Origin of the sequence: Micrococcus sp. H39-S4 (assembly GCF_027158145.1) — a bacterium.
In the GTDB taxonomy this organism is placed as follows: domain Bacteria; phylum Actinomycetota; class Actinomycetes; order Actinomycetales; family Micrococcaceae; genus Micrococcus; species Micrococcus luteus.
Genome location: NZ_JAPVLT010000006.1, coordinates 121,705 through 144,183 on the forward strand (window position 1 = coordinate 121,705; position 22,479 = coordinate 144,183).

Below are 22,479 nucleotides of genomic sequence, written 5' to 3' on the forward strand. Positions count from 1 at the left end.
GACTCGTGCCATCAGATGGGCTGTTGTTGCCGTCAGCGTTTTCAACGCGCCCATCCCCGAAATCAGGGAGATCGGTTTCCGGTGATGGCCCGTCGCCGCTGTCGCCATCGACACCGCCAGGACCAGGAGGCGTCGACGCGCTCAAGGCAGTAAGGCCCTGAAGAAGATGACAGAGCCGAACTGCGCCGGGGAGGCTGCCCAACGCTGCATCCTGCGCCGAAACATGCCAGGACCTAGCCGTGCCCGGCGTCGTGCCCTTAGCCCTGAGATGTGCATCAAGCATTGACGCTGGCAGGCACCATGCCCAGTGATTGAACCACGGTTGAAGTTGCACTTCGGGCGGTTCCGACTGCCACCTCGGGAGTATCCCGGACCAACGTCGCCGGGATGCCGCGTCACCTGCTGTCGAACTCGCGTAGCACGCTTGGCACCGTCCCCTGGAGTCAGGATCTGTAGTACAGGCACGCAGCCATGGCATGAACCGATTCGCGGGCTCAGCAGGCAACACGTAGGTGACATTCGCCGCCGTTCCTACGTAGCTGCTCAACTGGGTGCGGGGCACGTCCACGTACCACGGAGCCCCCGTGGCAGTACCAGAAGACAACGTCTTGAGCTCGAACACGATCGATCCAGATGAAACTGTGACCACGTGGTCTGGCGTTCCTGGCCCAGCATTGTTAGCTGGCGAGTAGACCTTTGCCGTTGGCAACGCCGCGAGCACTTCGAAGGCGAAGAGCGAATCGATCGTCCGCTCAGGCAGGATAGTTGGCACTTGCTCAAGATATCTCTACGCGCGCACAGAAGGCCACATGTAGCGCAGCAATCCGGCCGATATAAGCGCGTTCGCCTCGCTACGCTCGCTCAACGACCGCGAAGGGCTCACACGTTGAAGCGGAACTCCACCACGTCGCCGTCCTTCATCACGTAGTCCTTGCCCTCCATGCGCACCTTGCCGGCGGCCTTGGCCTCCGCCATAGAGCCGGCAGCGATCAGGTCTTCGAAGGACACGATCTCCGCCTTGATGAAACCCCGCTGGAAGTCGGTGTGGATCACGCCGGCGGCCTCGGGCGCCGTCGCGCCGACCGGAATCGTCCACGCTCGCGTCTCCTTCGGCCCCGCCGTCAGGTACGTCTGCAGGCCGAGAGTGGAGAAGCCCACGCGGGCCAGCTGGTCCAGCCCGGACTCGTCCTGCCCGGCCATCTCCAGCATCTCGGCGGCCTCCTCCTCGGAGAGCTCCACGAGGTCGGACTCGAGCTTGGCGTCCAGGAACACGGCTTCGGCGGGGGCCACCAGATCGCGCAGCTCCTGCTGCTTGGCCTCATCCCCCAGCACACCCTCGTCCGAGTTGAACACGTAGATGAACGGCTTGGCGGTGAGCAGGCTCAGCTCCCGCAGCCGGTCCATGTCCAGCTTGTCCTTGTCCTTCGCCGCGAAGATCGTCTCGCCCCGCTCCAGCACCGCGAGCGCGGCCTTGAGCGCCTCGAGGTCGGCGGGCTCCTTCTTCTTGCCCTTGACCTCCTTCTCGACGCGCGGGATCGCCTTCTCCACGGTCTGCATGTCCGCGATGATCAGCTCGGTGTTGATGGTCTCCATGTCCGAGGCCGGGTCCACCTTGCCGTCCACGTGGACGACGTCGCCGTCGTCGAACGCGCGCACCACCTGGGCGATCGCGTGGGCCTCGCGGATGTTCGCCAGGAACTGGTTGCCCAGGCCCTCCCCCTCAGAGGCGCCCTTGACGATGCCGGCGATGTCCACGAAGGACACCGTCGCCGGCAGGATGCGCTCGGAGCCGAAGATCTCGGCCAGCTGCGGCAGACGCTCGTCCGGCAGGTTCACCACGCCCACGTTCGGCTCGATCGTCGCGAACGGGTAGTTCGCCGCGAGCACGGTCTGGCGCGTCAGCGCGTTGAACAGGGTCGACTTGCCCACGTTGGGCAGTCCCACGAATCCGATAGTCAAAGCCACAGTCCGGCAGTCTACCGGCGGGCCCGCCGAGGCGGACGCGTCCCGCACCGGCCCCATTCCATGGGCAGAACCAGCAGCCCCGCCCGCTCCGTGGGCAGAAAGCGCGCTCTCCCCCGTTCCGGGGGCAGAACCGGCAGGGTTTTCGCGTCCGGGGGCAAAAACCTTCGCTTTTCCGCCCACGGAACCCAGAGGCCCAGCGGCCACGGGGCCCGCCAGCCCCAGCCCCCACGGAACCCAGAGACTCGCACCGCCCAGCACGCAGCCCCGCCCAGATGACCGATCTGGAGGGTGGTCGGGTCGCCCTGACCCCGATGAGAGGACGCACACCTGTGTCTGCCGAACAGTGGGCGACAGCCGAGACCGCAGGGCCACCGGGTCCGCCCGACGCCGAGGTCCGCGGCACCGTGCGCCTGCGCTCCAACGACTACCGGGACAAGCCGGCCGTGGACCCGCGCTACTTCACCGACCCGGAGGGCCATGACATGGCCGTCGCGGTGGCCGGCATCCGACTGGCCCGGGAGATCGTCTCCCAGCCGGCCATGGCGGAGTGGGTCGGCCGGGAGCTCGCCCCGGGCGAGCAGGCGCAGACGGATGAGCAGATCGCCGACGACGTGCGCCGCACCCACAACACCGTGTATCACCCGGTGGGCTCGGTGCGCATGGGCGCCGACGCCGACGCCGACGCCATGAGCCCGCTCGACGCCCGCCTGCGCGTCAAGGGCGTGACGGGGCTGCGCGTCGCCGACGACTCCGTGATGCCCGAGCACGTGACCGTGAACCCCAACATCACGTGCTTCATGATCGGTGAGAAGGCTGCGCAGCTGATCCTGGCCGACCGCTCCTGACCACCACGCAGATGCGGCGGGCCCCCGCTGGGGCCCGCCGCATCTGCGTTCGGGGGAACGGGCCGCGCGCCGGTCACGCCGGCCACGGCTCCGTCAGAGGGCGATCACTCGCCGGAGGCCTCGGCGGCGGAGCCCTCCACGGCCTCACCCTCTACGGCCTCGCCCTCCACCTGGGCGGCGGAGCCGGTGTGCTTGACCTGGATCTTGCGCGGCTTGGCCTGCTCGGCCACCGGGATGGTCAGCAGCAGCACGCCGTCGCTGTAGTCGGCCTCGATCTTGTCCAGGGCCAGGCCCTGGCCGAGGTTGAGCTGGCGGGCGAAGGTGCCGGCCGGACGCTCCTTGGTGAGCCAGCGACGGTCCTCCCCGGCGGGGGCCTCCTTGCGCTCGGCGCGGACGGTGAGCGTGCGCTCCTCGACGTCCACGTCGATCGAGCTCGGGTCCACGCCCGGCAGCTCCACCTCGGCGACGAACACGTCGCCCTCGCGGTAGAGGTTCATGGGCATGGAGGCGGCGCCGGAGGTGCGGGCGAAGCCGGTCATCAGGCGCTCCATCTCGCGGAACGGATCAATGGGACGAGCCATGGTCGATCACTCCTCATGCAGGGCGGGCCGCTCCGGTTGAGCGGCGACTGTCCTGTGCAACGCCGTCCCCCCACGGGGTATTCCACGGAGTTGAGTCAGTCCCGCTCAACCCTGTCCAGGACGGTCCGGAACGCGGCCTCCGCCGTGTCGCCGTAGGGCACGAACAGCACCTCTTCCACGGTGCCGCCCACCTCGTCCGCCATCGCGTGGCAGGTCTCGACGGCGATCCGCGCCGCGTCCTCCATGGGCCAGCCGTAGATCCCCGCGGAGATCGCCGGGAACGCGACCGTCCGGGCGCCGAGCCCGGCCGCCACCTTCAGGGACTCGCGGTAGCACGAGGCGAGGGTGTCGGACTTGTCGATCGTCTTGGCCCACACCGGGCCCACCGTGTGGATGACCCAGCGCGCGGGCAGGCGCCCCGCCGTCGTCGCGACGGCCTGCCCGGCGGGCAGCCCCTCCGGCAGGTCGGTCTCGCGCAGGCGGCGGCACTCGGCCAGGATCTCGGGGCCGCCGCGCCGGTGGATGGCGCCGTCCACGCCTCCGCCGCCGAGCAGGGTGGAGTTGGCGGCGTTGACGACGGCGTCCGCGTGCGTGGCCGTGATGTCCCCGGGGGCGATGGTGAGCTGCATGGGTTCACGCTAGGCGCGGGTGGGCGCCGTCGGACAGGGCCGGTAGCCTCGGCCCCATGAGCACCCCGACGCCCACCGGACCGACCCCCACGCCTCCCGGCGGCGAGCTGCTGCCGCTGATCAGCCTCGCGGTGGAGCACGTGTTCGACACGCTCGGCCGGCAGCCCGTGTTCGCCCCGACGATCCTCGCCGTCGCCGCCGACGGCCAGCGCGGCATGTGGGAGCACCCGGACCTCGAGCCCGAGCAGGCGGCCGCCACGGTCGCGAAGATCAGCCCGCGCCCCACGCGGGCGGTGGCCGTGTTCGACGGCGAGATCGAGACGGCGGACGGGCCCCGCCCGGCCGTCGCGGTGGAGGCCTTCGACGCCGCCGCCCTGGCCTCGACCCGCATGGTCTTCCCCTATCTGCCCGGTGTGGCCGCGGCGGGCATCGCCGCCCGCGTCGACGGCGACCCGCAGGTCGTGGCCAACGGCCCCAACCCGCTCTTCGGCTGAGCCGCCCACCACGACGACGGCGCGCCGCGGCCTACCGTGTCCGTGCGGCCTGCGAGGGTGGGGTCATGGAGATCCTCAGCCTGCTGCTCGCCCTCATCCTCGGACTTGTGCTGGGTGCCCTGGTGGGCGCGTGGCTCATGTGGCGCCGGGCGGCCGGCGGCGGTGAGGAGGCCCGCCGGGCCCAGGCCGAGCTGGCCGCGCTGCGCACCGAGCACCAGGGGACGCGAGAGGAGCTCGCGGCCGCCCGGGCGGAGCAGCGCGCGCTCACGGCCGCGCGCGCCGAGGACGCCGAACGCCAACGCGCGGAGTCCCAGGTGATGTCCACGCTCGCCCCGCTGGGCCAGCGGCTGGCGGCGCTCCAGGAGCAGGTGAGCGTGCTGGAACGGGACCGGGCGTCCCAGTTCGGCCGGCTCGGGGAGCAGCTCCGCGCCGCCGCGGCCACGGACCGGGACCTGCTGAACCAGACCACGTCGCTCATGGCCACCCTCAAGTCCACCTCCGCGCGGGGCCACTGGGGCGAGGCGCAGCTGCGGCGGGTCGTCGAGGCGGCGGGCATGCTCCACCACGTGGACTTCACGGAGCAGGCCACGCTGTCCGGCAGGGACGGCGAGCGCCTCCGCCCGGACCTCGTGGTGTCCCTGCCCGGCGGCAAGGCCATGGCCGTGGACGCCAAGGCCCCCATCGGGGACGCGCTGGCCGCCGAGGCCCTCGCGGATGAGCCCGGCGAGGAGGCGTACGAGCGGCGTCAGGCGCTGGCCGCCCAGCACGCCGCGGCCGTGCGCCGCCACGTGGACCAGCTCTCCGCGAAGTCCTACTGGGCCGGCCTCGAGCACTCCCCCGAGCTGGTCCTGTGCTTCCTGCCCGCCGAGTCACTCCTGGCCGCGGCCCTGGACGCGGACCCCGGGCTGCTGGACCACGCGTTCTCCCGGAACGTCGCGCTCGTCGCCCCCGTCTCCCTCCTGACCGCCCTGAAGTCCGTGGCCTATGCCTGGCGGCAGGACACCCTGGCCGAGAACGCCCACACCGTGGTGGCCAGCGCGAAGGACCTCTACGAGCGCCTCGGCACGCTCGGCACCCACCTGGACCGCATGGGCGGATCCCTCAAGACCGCCGTGGACCGCTACAACCAGCTCGTCGGCAACGTCGAGTCGCGCGTGCTCCCCGCCGCCCGGCGCCTCCGCGACGCCGACCCGGGCCTGGCCCCCACGCCGGACATCCGCACGCTCGAGTCCGCGCCCCGGCCCCTGGCCGCCCCGGAACTGGTCGCGGGCGTGGAGGAGGACGAGCTGCGCCGTCGTCGGGCGGAGTCGGCGCGGGAGGCGTGAGCAGGGCCGGGCGGGTGGGCCGTCGCGGCCCCGACGTCGTCTTTCCGTGTCCCGGGCCACTTGCTACCGTGAAACTCACAGAGAATTGCCAGGCCGCGCCGAGGGCCTGACTTGATGAGGAGGCCCCGTGGAGTCCCGATCGACCCCCCCGCCGAGCAACGTCAACGAGCACGTCTCCCGCTTCAACCCCCGGGCGGCCGCCCAGGAGTTCGAACACGAGCTCTCCCCGGGCATGCGTGACGAGCCGCTGCCCGGCGGCGAGAACGTCAAGCGCATCATCGGCCTCGTGGCCGGCCCCCTGCTCGCCGTCGCCCTGTTCCTGCTGATGCCGGGCGACCTCGGCGTCTGGCCCCGCCTCGTCGCCGCCACCGCCGTGCTCATGGCCGTGTGGTGGATGACCGAGGCCCTGCCCATCCCCGCCACCGCCCTGCTGCCGCTCGTGGTCTTCCCGCTCGGCGTGCCCGCCGAGGAGTCCGACGGCGGCATCACCTTCGACGCCGTCGGCGCGAGCTACGGCAACAACATCATCTTCCTGTTCATGGGCGGCTTCATGCTCGCCCTGGCCATGCAGCGCTGGAACCTGCACCGGCGCATCGCGCTCGGCGTCCTGACGTTCATGGGCGCCAGGACCGTGAACCTCGTCCTGGGCTTCATGATCGCCACCGGGTTCATCTCCATGTGGGTGTCCAACACCGCCACCGCCGTGATGATGCTCCCCATCGGCGTGTCCATCCTCGTGCTCGTCCAGCGCTACGGCACGGACGGCGCCCTGACCGGGGACGAGGCAGCGGACCAGGCCGACCGCCCCGCCGCGCCCGCATCCGCGCCCGGCGAGGCCCCCACGCAGGCCGAGATCCGCTCCCTGACGAAGACGAACTTCGGCACCGCGCTCATGCTCGGCATCGCCTACGCCGCGTCCATCGGCTCGCTCGGCACCATCATCGGCACCCCGCCCAACACCCTGCTCGCGGGCCACATGGCCGCCGAGCACGGCGTGGAGATCGGCTTCGGCCAGTGGATGCTGGTCGGCGTGCCGATCGCCGTCGTGCTGCTCTTCGCGTGCTGGTTCCTGCTCACCCGCGTGCTGTTCCGCCCCGAGATCGACGAGGTCCCCGGCGGCCGCGACCTGATCGCCACCGAGCTGGCCCGCCTCGGCCGCATGAGCGCCCCCGAGGCCAAGGTCCTCGCCGTCTTCATCCTCGCCGCGCTGGCCTGGATCACCGTGCCGCTGATCTCCGAGTACGTCCTGGGCCTGGAGTCCCCGCTGCTCTCGGACGCGGCCATCGCCATGGTCGTCGGACTCATCCTGTTCCTCCTGCCGGCCGGCGGCGGGGCCGGGCGCGGCGTGCGCCTGCTCGACTGGGAGGCCGCGAAGGAGCTGCCGTGGGGCGTGCTCCTGCTGTTCGGCGGCGGCCTGGCCCTGTCCGGTCAGTTCTCCAAGTCGGGCCTGTCCACGTGGCTCGGTGAGCAGGTCAAGGGCTTCGGCGACATCCCCGTGTGGGTGCTCGTGGTGATCGCCGCCGTCGGCATCCTGCTGCTGACCGAGATGACCTCGAACACGGCCACCGCGGCCACGTTCCTGCCGGTCGCCTCCGGCGTGGCCCTGGGCACCGGCGTCGCCCCGCTCATGCTGGCCGCGCCCGTCGCCCTCGCCGCGACCTGCGCGTTCATGCTGCCCGTGGCCACCCCGCCGAACGCCATCGCGTACGGCTCCGGCTACGTGACCATCGGCCAGATGGTGAAGGGCGGCGTGTGGCTGAACATCATCGCCGCCGTGCTCATCTCCATCGCGTCGATGACCCTGCTCGTCTGGGTCTTCGGGCTCTGAGTCCCTGACCACCCGCCGGCCCGGACACACCGAGGCCCGCAGACTCGCCGCTACGTCGGCGTCGCGACGGCGAGTCTGCGGGCCTCAGCGAGGAGACGAGGGGCGCGGTCAGGCCTCGGCGTCGCGGCGGCGTCCGCCGAGGGCGCGCCCGTCGTCGCCCACGCGCTTCATCTCGGCGCGCAGCTCCTTGGGCAGGGAGAAGATGATGTCCTCCTCGGCGGTCACCACCTCGTCCACCTGCCCGTAGCCGTACTCGGCCAGCAGCGCGAGCACCTCCTGGACCAGCACCTCGGGCACGGACGCGCCCGAGGACAGGCCCACGGTGGCCACGCCCTCGAACCAGGACTCGTCCACCTGGTTGGCGAAGTCCACGCGCTCGGCGCGGGAGGCCCCGTACTCCGCGGCGACCTCCTTGAGGCGCACCGAGTTCGAGGAGTTCGCCGAGCCCACGATGATCACCAGGTCGCACTCCGGCGAGATCGACTTGATGGCCGCCTGTCGGTTGGAGGTGGCGTAGCAGATGTCGTCCGAGGGCGGGTCCTGCAGGTTCGGGAACCGCTCGCGCAGCACGGAGACGATCTCGAGGGTCTCGTCCACGGAGAGCGTGGTCTGGGAGAGCCAGATCAGGTTGTCCGGGTCCTCCACCTGGACGGTGCGGGCCTCGGCGACGTCGTTGATCACCGTGGTGTGCTCGGGCGCCTCGCCGAACGTTCCCTCGACCTCCTCGTGGCCGTCGTGGCCGATCAGCAGGATCCGCTTGTCCTGCTTGGCGAAGCGCACGGCCTCGCGGTGCACCTTGGTCACGAGCGGGCACGTGGCGTCGATGGTGCGCAGGCTGCGCTGGGCGGCCTCCTCGACGACGGCCGGGGACACGCCATGGGCGGAGAACACGGTCAGGGCACCCTCGGGCACCTCGTCCAGCTCGTCGACGAACACCACGCCGCGCTCGGTCAGGGTGTCCACGACGTGCCGGTTGTGGACGATCTCCTTGCGCACGTACACGGGGGCCCCGTGGTGCTCGAGGGCCTTCTCGACGGCGACGACGGCGCGGTCCACGCCGGCGCAGTAGCCACGGGGGGCGGCCAGCAGCACGCGCTTCTCACCGGACACGGGCGCGGCCGCCTCCACCTCCTCACGGGAGCGACGAACGCGCGGGACCTGCGGCATCCCGAGGCCGACGGCGGACGGGCGGGCGGAGACGGAAGGAGCGGACATGCCCTCCATGCTATCGGCCGGGACGCAGACCGGGCCCGGGCTTCGCCGCGGGCTCAGCGCGACGTGACGTCGGCGGCGGTGTGGGAGCGGCCCACCGCGGGGGGACCGTCCGCCCGGGCGGCACGGACCCGGCCACGCCGAGCGACCCAGAGCTCGGCCAGGGCCAGCAGCAGGCCCGCGGCCAGCACGATCCAGCCCAGGGTGGTCAGGGTCTGGGGGTAGGGGGCGACGGCGGCCGCGAACGCCGGGCGGGCGGCCTCCTCCATCTGCTGGACGAACGCGGCCACCCCGGGGGAGGCCCCCTCGGGTGCCGTGAGGTGGACCGCGTCCGGACCCAGGCGGGCGCCGCCGATCAGTCCGCCGGCCAGGGCGACCGCACCCGCCACGGCCACGGCGAGGCCCCGCCGCCCTCGGGGGGCGAGCAGCAGGGCGCCCACGAGCGCCAGCACGGAGGCCGCGGCGGCCCAGCGCCAGTGCGCGGAGGCGTCCACCCAGCGGTGCACGGTGGCCCGGTCCGTGCCGGCCAGGGCGTCGATGCGCGCGTCCATGCGCAGCGCGGTGCTGTCCCGCAGATCCGCGGCGCGGTCGTACAGGGGCGCCAGCAGCGTGTCCGCGGCCCAGTCGCCGACGTCTGCGCCCACGATCCTCTCCAGCAGCCCCTGCGCGGGCAAGTCGAACCGGTCCTCGCGCAGGTCACGTTCGATGTCGCCCAGGGCGGCGGTGATCCCGGACTGCGCGACGGGACCGAACGGGATGGTCACGTCCGCGCCCGAGCCGGGCTCGTCCGCGCCCTCCGGGTCCTCGAGCTGGGCGAGCCAGGCGCGCCGGGCCTCGTCGGCGGTGTCGGACCAGCCCTGCACCACCTGCGGGTCGTCCGCCACGCGCTGGGCCAGCGGGCGCAGCAGGTCCTCGGCCGTCTGGGCCAGCGGGCCCGGCACCTGCTCCGGGACGGCGTCGTGCACGACGTCGTCGATCACCCCCGGCACGGCGGCGCGGACCTCGGGGTCCACCGCGACCTGCTCCGTCACCCCGCGCAGCAGCTCCGGGCGGTGCGTCGCCTCGTCGACGAGGGCGCCGGCCGTCGCGAACACCGCCAGCAGGCCCGCCAGGGCTGCGACGAGGAAGCTGAGGGTGGTGCGCATGAGGTCCTTTCCATTCCGTTCCGACCCCGTCGAGCGTACCGATCCTGGCCGGAGGTTCCCCGGTCTGAGCGCCCCGACCGGGTCGGCGGCGGCCCCGGAGGACGCCCGGGCGCCGTCTTGCGCGTCCGGCGAGGGCGGTACGGTGGGCCCGTGCCCGGGCGGACCGGGCCCGGACAGGAGGGACCCGGATGGACCAGCCCGTGACCGAGGGCGCCTCGGCGGCAACGGACGTGCCCGTCTCAGCACCCGCCCGCGCGGGCGAGACCTCCGCTGAGCGGCCGTGGCCCCTGCGGCGGCTCTCCGAGAACCTCAAGGCCCACATCGAGCGCGCCCCCGCCACGTGGATCGAGGGCCAGCTGATCGAGTTCAAGAACAACCGCGGCAACGTCTACATGACCATGCGGGACCTCGAGGAGGAGGTCTCCCTGCCGCTCACCGCCTGGCGGAACGTCGCCATGACCCTGGACGGGAGCGTCCAGCAGGGCTCCCGCGTGGTGGCGCGCGTGAAGCCGAACTTCTGGCTCAAGGCCGGGCGCCTGTCCATGAACGTGCAGGAGATGCGCCCGGTCGGCCTCGGCGATCTGCTGGCCCGCGTGGAGCTGCTGCGCCGGGCCCTCGCCGAGGAGGGGCTGACCTCCCCCGCGCGCAAACGGCCCCTGCCCCTGCTCCCCCACCGGATCGGGCTCATCACCGGCCGCGACTCGGACGCGAAGAAGGACGTGCTGCGCAACTCCCTGCTGCGCTGGCCCGCCGCCGAGTTCGAGATCCGTGAGGTCGCCGTGCAGGGCGCCGAGGCCCCTCGGCAGGTGGCCGCCGCGCTCGCCGAGCTCGACGCCGACCCGGCCGTGGACGTCATCGTCATCGCCCGCGGCGGCGGCGCGCTCGAGGAGGTCATCCTGCCGTTCTCGGACGAGGCGTTGGTGCGCGCCGTGGCGGTGGCGCGCACGCCCGTCGTCTCGGCGATCGGCCACGAGGCGGACCGCCCGGTCCTCGACGACGTCGCCGACCTGCGTGCCTCCACCCCCACGGACGCGGCCAAGCGGATCGTCCCGGACGCGGCCCAGGAGGCCGCCGGGCTCGCCGACGCGCGCCTGCGGCTGGCCGCGGCCGTCGAGCGCCGCGTGCGCGCCGAGGCCGAGGGGCTCGCGGCCCTGCGCTCCCGGCCCGTGCTGGCCCGTCCGCACGTGATGGTGGACACCCGGCAGGAGGAGACGGACCGGTGGCGCGAGCGCGGCCGGTCCGCCCTGGGCCACCGGCTCGTCCGCGAGCAGGACGCCCTCACGCAGCTGCGCGCCCGCGTCCGCGCCCTGTCCCCGCAGCGCACCCTGGACCGCGGCTACGCCGTGGTCCAGCACGCCGGACAGGTCGTGCGCGACGCGGACCAGGTCGCCCCGGACGACCGGCTCGACATCCTCGTGGCGGCCGGACGGATCGCCGCGGACGTCGTCGCGACGCATCGGCCCACCCCGACCCCATCCCACGAGAGGACACGACAGGCATGAGTGAGCAGGGCATGGAGCAGACGCAGGACGCGGGCCGCCCGAGCGGCGTGGAGGGCTTCACCTCCGCGGACGTCTCGGACGTGGCCCAGATGAGCTACGAGCAGGCGCGCGCCGAGCTGATGGAGACCGTGGGGCGGCTGGAGACCGGGGGCGCCGGCCTGGAGGAGTCCCTGGCCCTGTGGGAGCGCGGCGAGGCCCTGGCCGACCGCTGCCAGGCCTGGCTCGACGGCGCCCGCGTCCGCCTCGACCAGGTGCGCGGCGAAGCCGCCCCCGACGCCAGCTGACCCCGCCCCCCACTTTCGTTCGGGAAACGGCGGCCTCCGCCACGCTTTCGTTCGAGAAACGGTGGGGGCGGGGGCCATCGGCCCCCGCCCCCACGCGGCTCGCTCCCGACGTCGGTCAGGCGGTCTGGTCCTCGTGCTTGCCCTCGCTCAGCTCCTCCACGAGCTTGGCGTTGAAGGCGTCGAGGTCGTCCGGGGAGCGCGAGGTGGTCAGCCCGTTGTCCACGACGACCTCCTCGTCCACCCACTGGGCGCCCGCGTTCTTCAGGTCAGTCTTCAGGGACGGGTAGCTGGTCAGGCGGCGGCCCTCCACGACGCCGGCCTCGATCAGGGTCCACGGGGCGTGGCAGATGGCCGCCACCGGCTTGTGCTGCTCGAAGAAGGCACGCACGAACGCCTGGGCGTCCTTGTTGATGCGCAGGGCGTCCGCGTTCAGGGTGCCGCCCGGCATCACGAGGCCGTCGAAGTCCTCGGCCTTGGCGTCCTTCACCGTCGTGTTCACCTCGAAGGACTCGCCGTGATCCCAGTCGGACTGCATCGCGGTGATGGTGCCGGACTTCGGCGAGACGAGCACGGGGGTCGCGCCGGCGGCGATCACGGCCTCCCACGGGGAGGTCAGCTCGACCTGCTCGACGCCGTTGGTCGCGAGGAACGCGACGGTCTTGCCGGTCAGCGGGGCGTTCTGGACAGCGTTCTCGGACATGGGTCCACCTTTCGGATCGGATCCGGCACGCCTCTGCGGCGACCGGTGTTCCCCATCAACTCACTGCGGCCCCGGGCCTGGCAAGGTCCGGCCACCACTTCCCCGCCCACCGCGACGACGGCGGCGCTCAGCCCGCCAGCAGGCGACGGCGGGCGGCCGCGACGTCGAAGTCGGCCTTCGGCCAGTCCAGCCCCATCCCCTGCACGGTCTCGATGATCAGCTGCTGCACCGCCAGCCGCGCGAACCACTTGCGGTCCGCCGGCACGATGAACCACGGCGCGTCCTCGGTGTCCGTCCGCTCGATCGCGATCCGGTACGCGTCCATGTACTGGTCCCAGTACGCGCGGTCGTCGAGGTCGCTCTCGCTGAACTTCCAGTGCTTCGTGGGGTCGTCCAGGCGGGCCAGCAGGCGCTCGGCCTGCTCCTCCGGCGAGATCCGCAGCATCACCTTGACGATCCGCGTCCCAGCGGCGCGCACGGCCGCCTCGAACTCGCAGATCGCCCCGTATCGCTCCTCCACCTCGGCCAGCGGGGAGAGCCCGCGCACGCGATGCACGAGCACGTCCTCGTAGTGCGAGCGGTCGAACGCGGAGACGAGGCCGGGCCGGGGCAGGTGCGGGCGGATGCGCCACAGGAAGTCGTGGGCGCGCTCCTCCGCTGTCGGCGCCTTGAACGCGTGCACGTGGACGCCCTGCGGGTCCATCGCCCCGATCACGTGGCGCATGATCCCGCCCTTGCCGGCGGTGTCCATGCCCTGCAGGACGACCAGCAGGGACGGCGCCTCCCCCTCGGGCGCGTGGCGCACCGACTGAGCGAACAGCAGTTCCTGCAGGTCGGCGAGCGCCCCGCCGCGCGCGGCCAGGTCCTTCTTGCCCTTCGCCTTGTCCCCGCCGTAGCCGGGCGTCGCGGCGGCGTCGACGTCGGCCGGGCCCCGGACCTCGTCCCCGCGGCGGGCGGCGAACAGCTCCCGCGCGGGGCCGTCGAAGACGCCGTCGTCGGTGGCACGGGCGGGACGGCCCGCCTCGGCGGCCGGGGTGTCAGCCATGGCGCTCCCTCCAGTCCTCGAGGAAGTCCTCGAGGCGGTCCAGGGCCACGTCCAGGTCCTTCACGCTGGGCAGCGTGACGAGCCGGAAGTGGTCGCTGTGCGGGTAGTTGAACGCCCCGCCGTGCGAGACGAGGATCTTCTTCGCCCGCAGCAGCTCGATGACGAACGCCTCGTCGTCGTCGATCGCGTAGACCTCCGGGTCCAGCCGCGGGAACAGGTAGAGGGCGCCGTGGGCCGGCTGCACGGACACGCCGGGGATGGCGTTCAGGCGGTCCTGGGCGAGGTTGCGCTGCTCGAGCAGCCGACCGCCGGGCAGGACGAGGTCGTCGATGGACTGGTAGCCGCCCAGTGCCACCTGGATGGCGTGCTGCGCGGGCACGTTGGCGCACATCCGCATGTTGGCCAGCAGGGTCAGGCCCTCGAGGAAGTCGGCGGCCCGGTGCTTCGGCCCGGACACGGCCACCCAGCCGGAGCGGTAGCCCGCCACCCGGTACGCCTTGGACAGGCCGGAGAACGTCAGGGTGAGCACGTCGTCGGACAGGCCGGCGGCGTTGATGTGGCGGGCGCCGTCGTAGGTGATCTTCTCGTAGATCTCGTCCGCCATGAGGACGAGGTTGTGGCGGCGGGCGACGTCCACGATGCCCTGCAGCACGGCGCGGGAGTAGACCGCGCCGGTGGGGTTGTTCGGGTTGATCAGGACGATGCCCTTGGTGCGCTCCGTGACGAGGGACTCGATGTGCTCGAGGTCGGGCTCCCAGCCCTCCTCCTCGACGCAGCGGTAGTGCACCGCTCGGCCCCCGGCCAGGGTGGTGGCGCCGGTCCACAGCGGGTAGTCGGGCGAGGGGACGAGGATCTCGTCGCCGTCGTCGACCAGGGCCGTGAGGACCATGGTGATCATCTCGGAGACGCCGTTGCCGATGAACACGTCGTCCACGCCGATGTCCCGGATGCCCCGGGACTCGTAGTACTGCGAGACGGCGATGCGCGCCGAGTAGATGCCCTTGGAGTCCGAGTAGCCCTGCGCGTGCGGCAGGTGCTGGTGCATCGCCGCCAGGACGGCGTCCGGCGCCTCGAAGCCGAACGGGGCCGGGTTGCCGATGTTCAGCTTCATGATCCGGTGGCCCGCGGCCTCCATCCGCTGCGCCTCCTCCAGGATGGGGCCGCGCACGTCGTAGCGGACGTTCAGCAGCTTGGCGGACTGGCGGATCTGGCGGGGACGCGGGGTCGGCATGCCCTCCATCATGGCACCCCCGGGCGGTGTGCATCACAGTCGCGCTCGTGCGACGCGGGCCGGCGCCCCGCATCCGTGCGGGCTCAGAACCAGGAGCCGCGGGGCACGAACCAGTCCTCAGGCGCGTCCTCCAGGCCATGGTCCACCAGCCAGTACTGCGCGGCCTCGGCGAGGGGAAGCGGGTCGGCGCCCGTGGTGAGCCGTTCGAGCTCCCGCAGACCGTCGCCGTCGAGGGCGGACATCACCTCGGCGATGCGCCGCTCGGCGTCGTCATCCAGCGTCGCGGCGGAGCCGACGGCGGTCAGCCGCCCCTCCGGGAGCACGCGGCCGTCGTCCTCGAGCGGGACGAGCGAGTTCGCGTCGATCTCCGGATCCGTGCGGGTCAGCAGCGCGACCTGGGCCTCATCCGCGACGACGGCGGCGCTCGGGTCCTCGGTGTCGGCCAGCCAGGTCTCGGGTCGACAGCCGGCGAGCCGGTCCAGGCGGGCGCGCAGGGCCGTGGCCGCGTCCGGATCCGCCGCGGCGGTCAGGGGCGGGGGTGCGACGGCGGTGAGCGACTCGCACCGGCCGTTGAGGTCCGTGATCGACTCGAGCTCGAGCCGGGCCGCGGTGGTCTGGGTGACGACCGCGGTCAGGCGCAGCACGCCCGCCGACGAGGACAGCACAGCCGGGGCCTCGTCCTGCGGTGTCCCCGCTGCGGCCGTCTCCTCGGCAAGCAGCGTCTCCAGGACGCGCCCGGCCGCCTGGGCGTCGGCCGCGGGATCCCCGGCGGGCAGCGCGGTGGGGCTCGGGGCGGCGGTCGAGGCGGTGGCCGAGGGGGTGGGCACGGCGTCCGCGGACGGGCCGGCCTCCGTCCCGGTCGGCGTCGACGACGGCGTCGACGTCGGCGGCGGCGGGGACGGCAGCGCCACTGCGGGGTCGGCGGCGACGGCCAGGGCCAGGGTGTCCACGACGGCGACCGTGTCCCCGCCGGCGGCGGACCACGCCGGCTGCTCCACGGCGACGCCGTCCTCGTCCGCCACGGCGTGGCCGTGCAGGCGCAGGTGACGGGCCAGGACCGCCGCGACGGCGCCCTCCAGGCCCTCGCCGCCGTGCACGACCGTGATCGGTGTGCCTGACGCGGAGGGCGTCGGCGGGGCGTCCGCCTGCCGCGCGCACGCCCCCAGGGCCAGCGACAGCACGAGGGCGGAGGCGGCGAGGGCCGTCGGGCGGCGGTGGGCGGGGCGGCTCACGTGTCCACCCCGGCACGGGCGAGCGCCTCGGTGACCCAGGAGGCGGTGCGCAGCTCGCTGAGCTCCGCGAGGTCGAACCAGCGCGCGTCCGTCGAGGATCCGCCGACCTCAGGGCGCAGGACGCCGCCCGTGATGCGGGCGGTGTAGAGGACCTGCACGGTGAGCAGGGGCAGCGGCTCGCCCCGCAGGCGCTTCTCCACCGGGATCGTCCCGGTCGTGACGCCCAGCAGGCCCGTGAGCTCGGCGGTGTGGCCGGTCTCCTCCCAGACCTCGCGCAGGCACGCCTCCTCCGGGCTCTCGCCGAGCTCGATGCCGCCGCCGGGCAGCGTCCACTGCAGGAACTCGGGCCCCTGCCACGAGCTGAGCAGGACGCGGCCGCCGTCCACGATCAGGGCGTATGCGCCGGCGCGCGTCTGGAACGGGCCGGCGGGGTGCGCTCCGGCGGCGTCCGGGGCGGCGGGGGTGGTGCTCATGGCTGCGGACTCCTGGCGGCAGTGGGACGGCCCGCGGCGGGCGACGCCGGGGCCCGGCCAGTCTACGAGCACCGCCCACCGCGAACAGCGGCACGGTCCACCGACCCGCGCCCTAGGCTGGAGGACCACCCGTCCCACCCCCGGAAGGAGCAGCGCCCGTGGACACCCCGCAGGACCCGCCCCGCCGGGACGACCCCTCCGGCGGCCCCGTGGAGCCAGCCGTCGACGCCGCCCTGGACCGGGTGCACGCCCTGCTCCGGCAGGCCCGCGTCACCGCGGCGCCCGACGCCCCGACCGCCCTGGACGCCCGCGGCTGGTGGGAGCTCTCCCTCGAGGCCGCGCTGCGCGACGAGCCCCGGGAGTCCGCCCGCCTCGCCGACTCCGGCCTCGCCGCGCTCGTGCCCGGCCAGGACGACGTCCGCCTCGCCCTGCTGCGGGCGCTCGCGGTCGCCGCGGGCCAGGTCGGGGACGAGGCCGCCCTGACCCGCTGGGTGGAGGCCCGGGCGGCGCTGCTGCGCCACCTCGGCCGGCCCCGGCAGGCCGGGCTCGAATCCCAGCTCGGTGCCGCCCTCGTGCGTGATCCGGACACGGTCGAGGCGGCGGTGCTGGCCGGCGTCGTGGAGGACGAGCCGGGCGCTCCCGGCGAGGACCCCGGGGACACCGTCCTGCCCGAGGCCGCCCTGGCCCTGGCCGTGCACCGCGTGCACACCGGGGACCTGGACGCCGCGCTCGAGCTGGCCCGCCGCGTCATCGCCGTCCTGGGCGGGCTGCGCGCGGCCGGTGCCCTGCTGCCCACCGGCTCGTGGTCCAGCGCGCACCTGCTGCTCGCCCGCCTGCACCTGTGGCGGGGCGAGCACGCCGAGGCGGACGCGGCGGCCGCCGTCGTCACCGCGCTGCCCGCCGCCCGGGCCGTCCTGGCCTCCGCCACCACGGTGCGGGCGATCGCCGCCCATGAGCTGGACCGTCCGACGGCGGCCCTCGACCTGGCGCTCGAGGCGGCGGAGCGGATGGCCTCGGTCGGTCTGCGGCGCGGCGCGGCCTCCGCGGCGGCCCTGGCCGGGCGCGTGGCCGGCGACCTCGACGGGTACGAGGAGGTCGCCGTGGCCGCGTGGGAGCTGGCCTCCGTGCACGCGGAGAAGGCCGAGGCGCCGGAGGCCTCGAGCCTGAGCTACTGGTGGGCGCACCAGCTCGTGCTCGCCGGCCGCGCCGACGAGGCCGAGCCCCTGCTCGCCCGGTTGGTGCGCCGCGAGGCCACCCACGGCCGGGACGTCGAGCAGGCCCGCGCCCTCGTGGACCTCGGCCACGCGCACCACGACCAGGACCGCGCCGAGAACGCGCTGCCCCTGTGGCGGGAGGCGGCCGGCCTGTTCGAGGCCCACGGCCAGTGGGAGGACGCCGCGCGCACGCTCCTGGCCGCCGGCGCCCTCGTGAACCGCGAGCGCGACGAACGCACCCGGCCCTCGGCCCTCGACCTGTTCGAGCGGGCGGTCGCGGCCGCGCGCCAGGCGGTGGACGAGGACCCGGCGGTGCTGCCGGCCGCGCTGCACGCGCACGGGTACCTGCTGTGCGAGTCCGGCCAGGCGGAGGGCCTCGACCTCCTCGAGGAGGCGCTCGCCCTCGTGCGGGACGCCGGCGCCGACTGGCAGGTGGCCGACTACACGGACACCCGCGCCCGGGCCCTGTGGTCGCTCGAGCGGGGGCCGGAGGCGATCGCCACCGCGCTGCAGGCCGCCGACCTGTTCACGGCCGCCGGGGACCGCGAGGGCGCCGCGCAGGCCGAGCTCTTCGCCGCCTACGTGGTGGCCGAGGACGGCAGCCCCGAGCAGGCCGCGACGCTCTTCCGCCTGGTGTGCGACTCCACCGACTCCACGCTCGTGCGCCTCGGCGCGCTCACGGGCCTGCACCAGTGCCTGTCCGCCCTCGGGGACCACGACGGCGCCGCGCGCGTCCGGGACGAGCTCGACGCGCTCCGGGAGGGGCTCGGCGCGGACTGACCGCCGCTCGAGGCGGCGGCCCGGCGGCCCGGCCCGACGGTGGCGGCAGCCGTCGCGGGTCAGAGGCCGACGCGGGCCAGGGCGGCGTCGGCGGCGGCACGGCGGGCGGCCCGCACGGCGCGGGGCGCGGTCGGCTGCGCCGCGAGGGCGGCGAGCACGGTCGCGACGCGGGCCGCCAGCGCCACCTCGTCGACCTCGCTGCGGGCGTGGCGCCGGAACCGTGCGGCCACGGCGCGCAGCGCGGCGCCGCCGGCACCGAGGTCCACGGCGCCCGCCTCGAGATGGGCGATCAGGACGGCCCAGTCGTCCACGCGGTGCCCCATGCCCAGGTCGTCGGCGTCCAGCACGCCGGTGATCCGCTCCCCCGCCGCGTCCACGTGCAGGTTCCCCGGGTGCAGGTCGCCGTGCACGGGCACGCGCGGGCCGGGGTCCCCGGCCGCGAGCGCCGCGCGGATCCGGTCCGCCCGGGCGGCCGCCTCGTCCTGGGCCTCGGGGTCCAGCACGACGGCGGCCCACGTGGCGTGCTCGAGCAGGACGGCGGGTCCGCCGTCGTCCGCGGCCGCCCCGGCCGTGGGGCCCGCCGGGCCGGGGGGCTCCTCGGGCACCGGCGGCAGCCGGTCCAGCAGCGCGGCAACCCGCGCGGGGTCGAGCGCGGCGGCCTCGGGCCCGGCCAGCAGCGCCCGCCAGGGCAGGCCCGGCACGCTGGCGAGCGGGAGCACCCCGTGCTCCGGCGCCGCGCGGACGGCGGGCACCGGCACCCCGGCCGCCCCCGCCGCGGCCATGCGCCGGGCGACCCGTGCGGCCCGCGCGGGCGGGAGCACCTTCAGGAACGTGCGGGCCACGACGCCGTCGTCGCCGGTCGCCTCGACGGCCAGGACCGCGCGGTCCCGCGGCCGGTAGCCGCGCCACGTGAGGCGGGCCCGGCCCGGCGCCGTGCCGATCAGGGCCGCGAGCGCGTCCGGATCGGCGGTCAGCGTGAGGCCCGGCAGGACGGGGTCGGCGGGGGCCCACCACCACAGGGTGCCGTCCTCCAGGATCCCGCGCTCGCCCGGGACGGGCGGGCACGCCGCGCCGGGGGCGGCGGGGTGTCGGGGGTCGCGGGCGAGGACGAGGGTGCGGGAGCGGACGCGGGCGTCGCCCGCGCGTCCGGTCATCACGTCCAGGTCCAGGACGCGCGCGAGCCGACGTCCCCGCTGCAGGTGCAGGGCGTCGGCTCGGGTGCGCAGCCAGCGCTCGCCCGACGCGCGGACGGCCTGGCGCGCGGCGGCTCGGTCGATGCTCACGGGCGCGCCCGCCCGGCGGGGCTCAGCAGGCCCGGCGCCGCGCCAGGACGTTGTCCAGGTCCAGGGCGGCGATGTCCTGCTCGGCGGCGGCGCTGATCTGATCGTCCGCCGTGCGCGCGGCGTCCTGGGGCCGGGTGTCCGCGCCGGTGGGGGCGGGGGTCTCGAGCGGCGCCGGCAGGGGGCGGGCCATCTCCGGGGCGTCCAGGTAGGTGGGGCGCGGCACCGCGGGGATGGTCACCGCACGGTCCGCTGCGGGGGCGGCGGCGGAGGCGGTCACCACCACGGGCTCGGCCCGGGACGCGGCGGGCGCGGCAGCCGGACGCGGCGCCTCGGTCTCGAAGGCCAGCACGGTCTCCAGCACGCGGCGGTCCCGCTCGGGGTCCGCGGGCGGGGCCTGCCGCTCCTCGGCCGCCGGGGCGGTGGGGCGCTCCGGGACGACGACGGCGGCGGGCCGGGCGCGACGGGTGCGGTCGCGGACCGCGAGGGCCCGCAGGCCGGCCAGCCCGGCCACGGCGAACAGGAGCGACCAGCCTGCCAGGGCGAGCGTGCCCGCGCCGAACGCCGCGGCGAGCCCGGCCACGAGGAACACGAGCAGGGCCACGAGGACGGCGAGGAACAGCGCCGTGCGCCCCCACCGGATGTGCAGGCCGGTCCGGCCGCGGGCGGCGCGCGCCGCGTCGGCGGCGGCGCTCAGGCGGCCCGAGAACCGGGCGGTCAGGGCACGGACGGCGGGCGAGCTCTGCAGGCGGTGCATGAAGGACCTCGGCATCGACGGGCGGGCGGGGGCGGACGCGAGACGATGGCGGCGCAGCACGAGCCGCCAGGCCAGGAAGGCCACGAGGGCCACGATGACCAGCGACGCGCTCACCCGGGCGTCGGCCAGCGCGTCGAGCGCGGCCTGCACGGCCCTCGTCGGCGCGGTGGTCTCGTCCATGCCGTCAGCCTAGCGCCGGAGGCGGACCGGCCCGGCCATCGCGGCGTGTCCGCACGCGGCGTGTCCCGCCGGACCGCTCAGGGGCGCGGCCGGGTGGCCAGCCACCGGGCCAGCAGGCCGTCGGGGACCTCCTCGGCGGTCACCGCGAACGTCCGGTGGTCCCGCCAGGCGCCGTCCACGTGCAGGTACGCGCGCCGCAGGCCCTCGTCGCGCAGGCCGAGCTTCGCCACGACCCGCAGGCTGGCCGCGTTCTCCGGGCGGATGTTGACCTCGACCCGGTGCAGACCGGCGCTGCGGAACGCCCAGTCCGTCGCCATGGCCACGGCCGTCGGCGTCAGCCCCCGGCCGGCCTCGCGACGGTCGATCCAGTAGCCGATCGAGCCGGAGAGCACCGAGCCGTACTGGATCCCGCCCAGGGACAGCAGCCCCACCAGACGGTCCCGGTCCGGGCGGTCGTCGTCGAGGACCATGCCCCACGTGTAGGCGCTGCCGTCCCGGCCCTGGCGGCCGTGCCAGCGGACCATCTGCCCGAACGACGCCGGGCCCGCGCCCGGCACGGGGCTCGTGGCATCCCACGGCGTCAGCCACTCCCGGTTGTGCGCCCGCTGCTCCTCCCACGCCTCCCGGTCCCGCCGCCGCAGCGGCCGCAGGGCGAGGGTGCTGTGCCGCAGGGTCACGGGCCAGGGGGAACGCTGCCAGGACATGGCGTCGATCCTATGCGCGGCCGGGCGCGGCACCGGTGCGGCGGGCATCATGGGGACATGCGCACTCCCCCTCCCGTGCCCGAGCCCGCCGCCACGGGCCCCGTCGCCGGCGTCGACGACGTCGTGGACGCCAAGGCCGCCCTGCGTGCGCGCCTGCGCACCGCCCGCCGCGACCGCTCCCCCGCGCGCCGCGCCGCCGAGTCCGCGGCCGCCGTCGAGCACCTGTGGGCGTGGCTGGGTCCGCGCGTGGCCGCGGCGACCGCGGACGGGGCCGCCCCGGTGGTGGCCACCGTGCTGCCGATGGCCACCGAGCCGGACACCGGTGTGCTGCGCACGCGCCTGCTGGCCGCCGGGTCGCGGGTGCTCGTCCCCGTGATCGAGCCGGAACGCCGCCTGAGCTGGACTCCGTGGCACCCGGAGGTCGCGACGGCGCGCGCGGCGAACGCCCCCGTGGACGAGCCCGTGGGCGAACGGCTCGGGACCGACGCGCTGGCGGCGGCGACCGCGGTGGTCATGCCGGCGCTCGCGGTGGCCGAGGACGGGATGCGCCTGGGCCAGGGCGGGGGCTACTACGACCGCTTCCTCGCCGAGCTGCCGCGGAGCGTGCCCACCGTGGCCCTCGTGTTCGAGGACGAGCTGCTGCCGGCGGGCGCCATCCCCGCCGAGCCCACGGACCGGCCCGTGGACGGCGTCGTCACCGCGGCCGGGCTGCGCTGGGTCTGAGCCCGGCCCGCGGCGCGGAGTAGCATCGGAGGTCGGATCCCCCCAGAACCGCGCGCCCCGGCGCGCCCCGAGCAAGCTGGAGCTGAGCATGCCCACCTACGCCTACCGATGCAAGGACTGCGGCCACGCCTTCGACGTCGTCCAGGCCTTCACCGACGACGCCCTCACCGAGTGCCCCGCGTGCGGCGGCGTCCTGCGCAAGCAGTACGGCTCGGTCGGCGTGAGCTTCAAGGGCTCCGGGTTCTACCGGACCGACTCGCGCTCCGGCACCGGCTCGGCCGGCGGATCGACCTCGGACTCGGCCGCCGGGTCCTCGACGTCGTCCTCGTCCTCCGCCGCCGCGGACTGAC

The 22,479-nt window shown here is 74.7% G+C and carries 21 protein-coding genes and 1 pseudogene; 9 read left to right on the forward strand and 13 right to left on the reverse strand.

Going from position 1 to position 22,479, the window contains the following annotated elements; translation table 11 throughout:
- Positions 1 to 879 precede the first annotated feature (879 nt).
- On the reverse strand, positions 880 to 1,965 hold the full coding sequence (ychF, locus tag O3T09_RS07805) for a redox-regulated ATPase YchF (RefSeq protein WP_100058129.1): 1,086 nt from the start codon (positions 1,963 to 1,965) through the stop codon (positions 880 to 882).
- Positions 1,966 to 2,351: 386 nt separating this feature from the next.
- Here ychF and O3T09_RS07810 point away from each other — a divergent pair.
- Positions 2,352 to 2,810 (forward strand): annotated as a pseudogene (locus tag O3T09_RS07810) (GMC oxidoreductase); the annotation flags it as partial.
- A gap of 104 nt (positions 2,811 to 2,914) precedes the next feature.
- On the opposite strand, the gene O3T09_RS07815 reads toward O3T09_RS07810, so the two are convergent.
- Both O3T09_RS07815 and O3T09_RS07820 read right to left on the reverse strand, forming a co-directional pair.
- Complete coding sequence (locus O3T09_RS07815) at positions 2,915 to 3,391, reverse strand: Hsp20/alpha crystallin family protein (protein ID WP_061867069.1); 477 nt, start codon at positions 3,389 to 3,391, stop codon at positions 2,915 to 2,917.
- Between the two features lie 95 nt (positions 3,392 to 3,486).
- A complete protein-coding gene (locus O3T09_RS07820) occupies positions 3,487 to 4,020 on the reverse strand; it encodes an O-acetyl-ADP-ribose deacetylase (RefSeq protein WP_144819105.1) in 534 nt (177 codons plus the stop codon).
- Positions 4,021 to 4,076: 56 nt separating this feature from the next.
- Here O3T09_RS07820 and O3T09_RS07825 point away from each other — a divergent pair, with 56 nt between their 5' ends.
- The 3 genes from O3T09_RS07825 (at position 4,077) to O3T09_RS07835 (ending at position 7,667) form a co-directional block, all read left to right on the forward strand.
- Complete coding sequence (locus tag O3T09_RS07825) at positions 4,077 to 4,514, forward strand: hypothetical protein (protein ID WP_095694819.1); 438 nt, start codon at positions 4,077 to 4,079, stop codon at positions 4,512 to 4,514.
- A 65-nt stretch (positions 4,515 to 4,579) separates the two neighbouring features.
- Positions 4,580 to 5,839, forward strand: coding sequence for a DNA recombination protein RmuC (gene rmuC, locus O3T09_RS07830; protein WP_136940217.1), 1,260 nt, complete (start codon positions 4,580 to 4,582; stop codon positions 5,837 to 5,839).
- A 127-nt stretch (positions 5,840 to 5,966) separates the two neighbouring features.
- On the forward strand, positions 5,967 to 7,667 hold the full coding sequence (locus tag O3T09_RS07835) for an SLC13 family permease (RefSeq protein ID WP_144819107.1): 1,701 nt from the start codon (positions 5,967 to 5,969) through the stop codon (positions 7,665 to 7,667).
- A gap of 108 nt (positions 7,668 to 7,775) precedes the next feature.
- Here O3T09_RS07835 and O3T09_RS07840 read toward each other — a convergent pair whose 3' ends face one another.
- Positions 7,776 to 8,882, reverse strand: a complete 1,107-nt coding sequence (locus O3T09_RS07840; RefSeq protein WP_144819109.1) for a 4-hydroxy-3-methylbut-2-enyl diphosphate reductase — start codon at positions 8,880 to 8,882, stop codon at positions 7,776 to 7,778.
- Between the two features lie 53 nt (positions 8,883 to 8,935).
- A complete protein-coding gene (locus tag O3T09_RS07845; RefSeq protein ID WP_129867343.1) occupies positions 8,936 to 10,024 on the reverse strand; it encodes a hypothetical protein in 1,089 nt (362 codons plus the stop codon).
- 188 nt (positions 10,025 to 10,212) lie between these two features.
- Here O3T09_RS07845 and xseA point away from each other — a divergent pair, with 188 nt between their 5' ends.
- Positions 10,213 to 11,526, forward strand: a complete 1,314-nt coding sequence (gene xseA, locus O3T09_RS07850; RefSeq protein ID WP_144819660.1) for an exodeoxyribonuclease VII large subunit — start codon at positions 10,213 to 10,215, stop codon at positions 11,524 to 11,526.
- Positions 11,523 to 11,810 carry an exodeoxyribonuclease VII small subunit gene (locus O3T09_RS07855; RefSeq protein ID WP_129867339.1) on the forward strand — a complete coding sequence of 96 codons (288 nt, stop codon included), beginning with the start codon at positions 11,523 to 11,525 and terminating at the stop codon, positions 11,808 to 11,810. Before xseA ends, O3T09_RS07855 begins: the two co-directional genes overlap by 4 nt.
- A gap of 115 nt (positions 11,811 to 11,925) precedes the next feature.
- Here the strand turns inward: O3T09_RS07855 and O3T09_RS07860 are convergent, their stop codons facing one another.
- From O3T09_RS07860 to O3T09_RS07880, 5 genes are all read right to left on the reverse strand, one after another.
- The gene (locus O3T09_RS07860) at positions 11,926 to 12,510 is read right to left on the reverse strand and encodes a type 1 glutamine amidotransferase domain-containing protein (protein ID WP_100058491.1); all 585 of its coding nucleotides are present in this window, start codon (positions 12,508 to 12,510) and stop codon (positions 11,926 to 11,928) included.
- Between the two features lie 127 nt (positions 12,511 to 12,637).
- A complete protein-coding gene (locus O3T09_RS07865) occupies positions 12,638 to 13,555 on the reverse strand; it encodes a PPK2 family polyphosphate kinase (protein WP_129867340.1) in 918 nt (305 codons plus the stop codon).
- Positions 13,548 to 14,786 carry a pyridoxal phosphate-dependent aminotransferase gene (locus O3T09_RS07870; protein ID WP_070708759.1) on the reverse strand — a complete coding sequence of 413 codons (1,239 nt, stop codon included), beginning with the start codon at positions 14,784 to 14,786 and terminating at the stop codon, positions 13,548 to 13,550. The genes O3T09_RS07865 and O3T09_RS07870 overlap by 8 nt, the downstream gene beginning before the upstream one ends.
- An 83-nt stretch (positions 14,787 to 14,869) precedes the next feature.
- Positions 14,870 to 16,018, reverse strand: coding sequence for a glycine betaine ABC transporter substrate-binding protein (locus O3T09_RS07875; protein WP_144819115.1), 1,149 nt, complete (start codon positions 16,016 to 16,018; stop codon positions 14,870 to 14,872).
- Positions 16,015 to 16,491: an NUDIX hydrolase gene (locus O3T09_RS07880; RefSeq protein WP_036316610.1), complete on the reverse strand. Its 477-nt coding sequence runs from the start codon at positions 16,489 to 16,491 to the stop codon at positions 16,015 to 16,017. The genes O3T09_RS07875 and O3T09_RS07880 overlap by 4 nt, the downstream gene beginning before the upstream one ends.
- Positions 16,492 to 16,649: 158 nt before the next feature.
- On the opposite strand from O3T09_RS07880, the gene O3T09_RS07885 reads away from it, so the two are divergent.
- The gene (locus O3T09_RS07885) at positions 16,650 to 18,485 is read left to right on the forward strand and encodes a hypothetical protein (RefSeq protein WP_269295473.1); all 1,836 of its coding nucleotides are present in this window, start codon (positions 16,650 to 16,652) and stop codon (positions 18,483 to 18,485) included.
- A gap of 59 nt (positions 18,486 to 18,544) precedes the next feature.
- Here the strand turns inward: O3T09_RS07885 and O3T09_RS07890 are convergent, their stop codons facing one another.
- The 3 genes from O3T09_RS07890 to O3T09_RS07900 form a co-directional block, all read right to left on the reverse strand.
- Positions 18,545 to 19,768, reverse strand: coding sequence for a phosphotransferase (locus O3T09_RS07890; protein WP_269295474.1), 1,224 nt, complete (start codon positions 19,766 to 19,768; stop codon positions 18,545 to 18,547).
- A 22-nt stretch (positions 19,769 to 19,790) separates the two neighbouring features.
- A complete protein-coding gene (locus tag O3T09_RS07895; protein WP_144825267.1) occupies positions 19,791 to 20,702 on the reverse strand; it encodes a hypothetical protein in 912 nt (303 codons plus the stop codon).
- Between the two features lie 77 nt (positions 20,703 to 20,779).
- Entirely contained in the window at positions 20,780 to 21,406 is a 627-nt protein-coding gene (locus O3T09_RS07900) for a GNAT family N-acetyltransferase (protein WP_044659461.1), read from the reverse strand.
- Positions 21,407 to 21,463: 57 nt separating this feature from the next.
- On the opposite strand from O3T09_RS07900, the gene O3T09_RS07905 reads away from it, so the two are divergent.
- Together O3T09_RS07905 and O3T09_RS07910 are read left to right on the forward strand one after the other, a co-directional pair.
- Positions 21,464 to 22,129, forward strand: a complete 666-nt coding sequence (locus O3T09_RS07905; RefSeq protein WP_260843453.1) for a 5-formyltetrahydrofolate cyclo-ligase — start codon at positions 21,464 to 21,466, stop codon at positions 22,127 to 22,129.
- Positions 22,130 to 22,217: 88 nt separating this feature from the next.
- Positions 22,218 to 22,478 carry an FmdB family zinc ribbon protein gene (locus O3T09_RS07910; RefSeq protein ID WP_098094663.1) on the forward strand — a complete coding sequence of 87 codons (261 nt, stop codon included), beginning with the start codon at positions 22,218 to 22,220 and terminating at the stop codon, positions 22,476 to 22,478.
- Position 22,479: the final 1 nt, after the last annotated feature.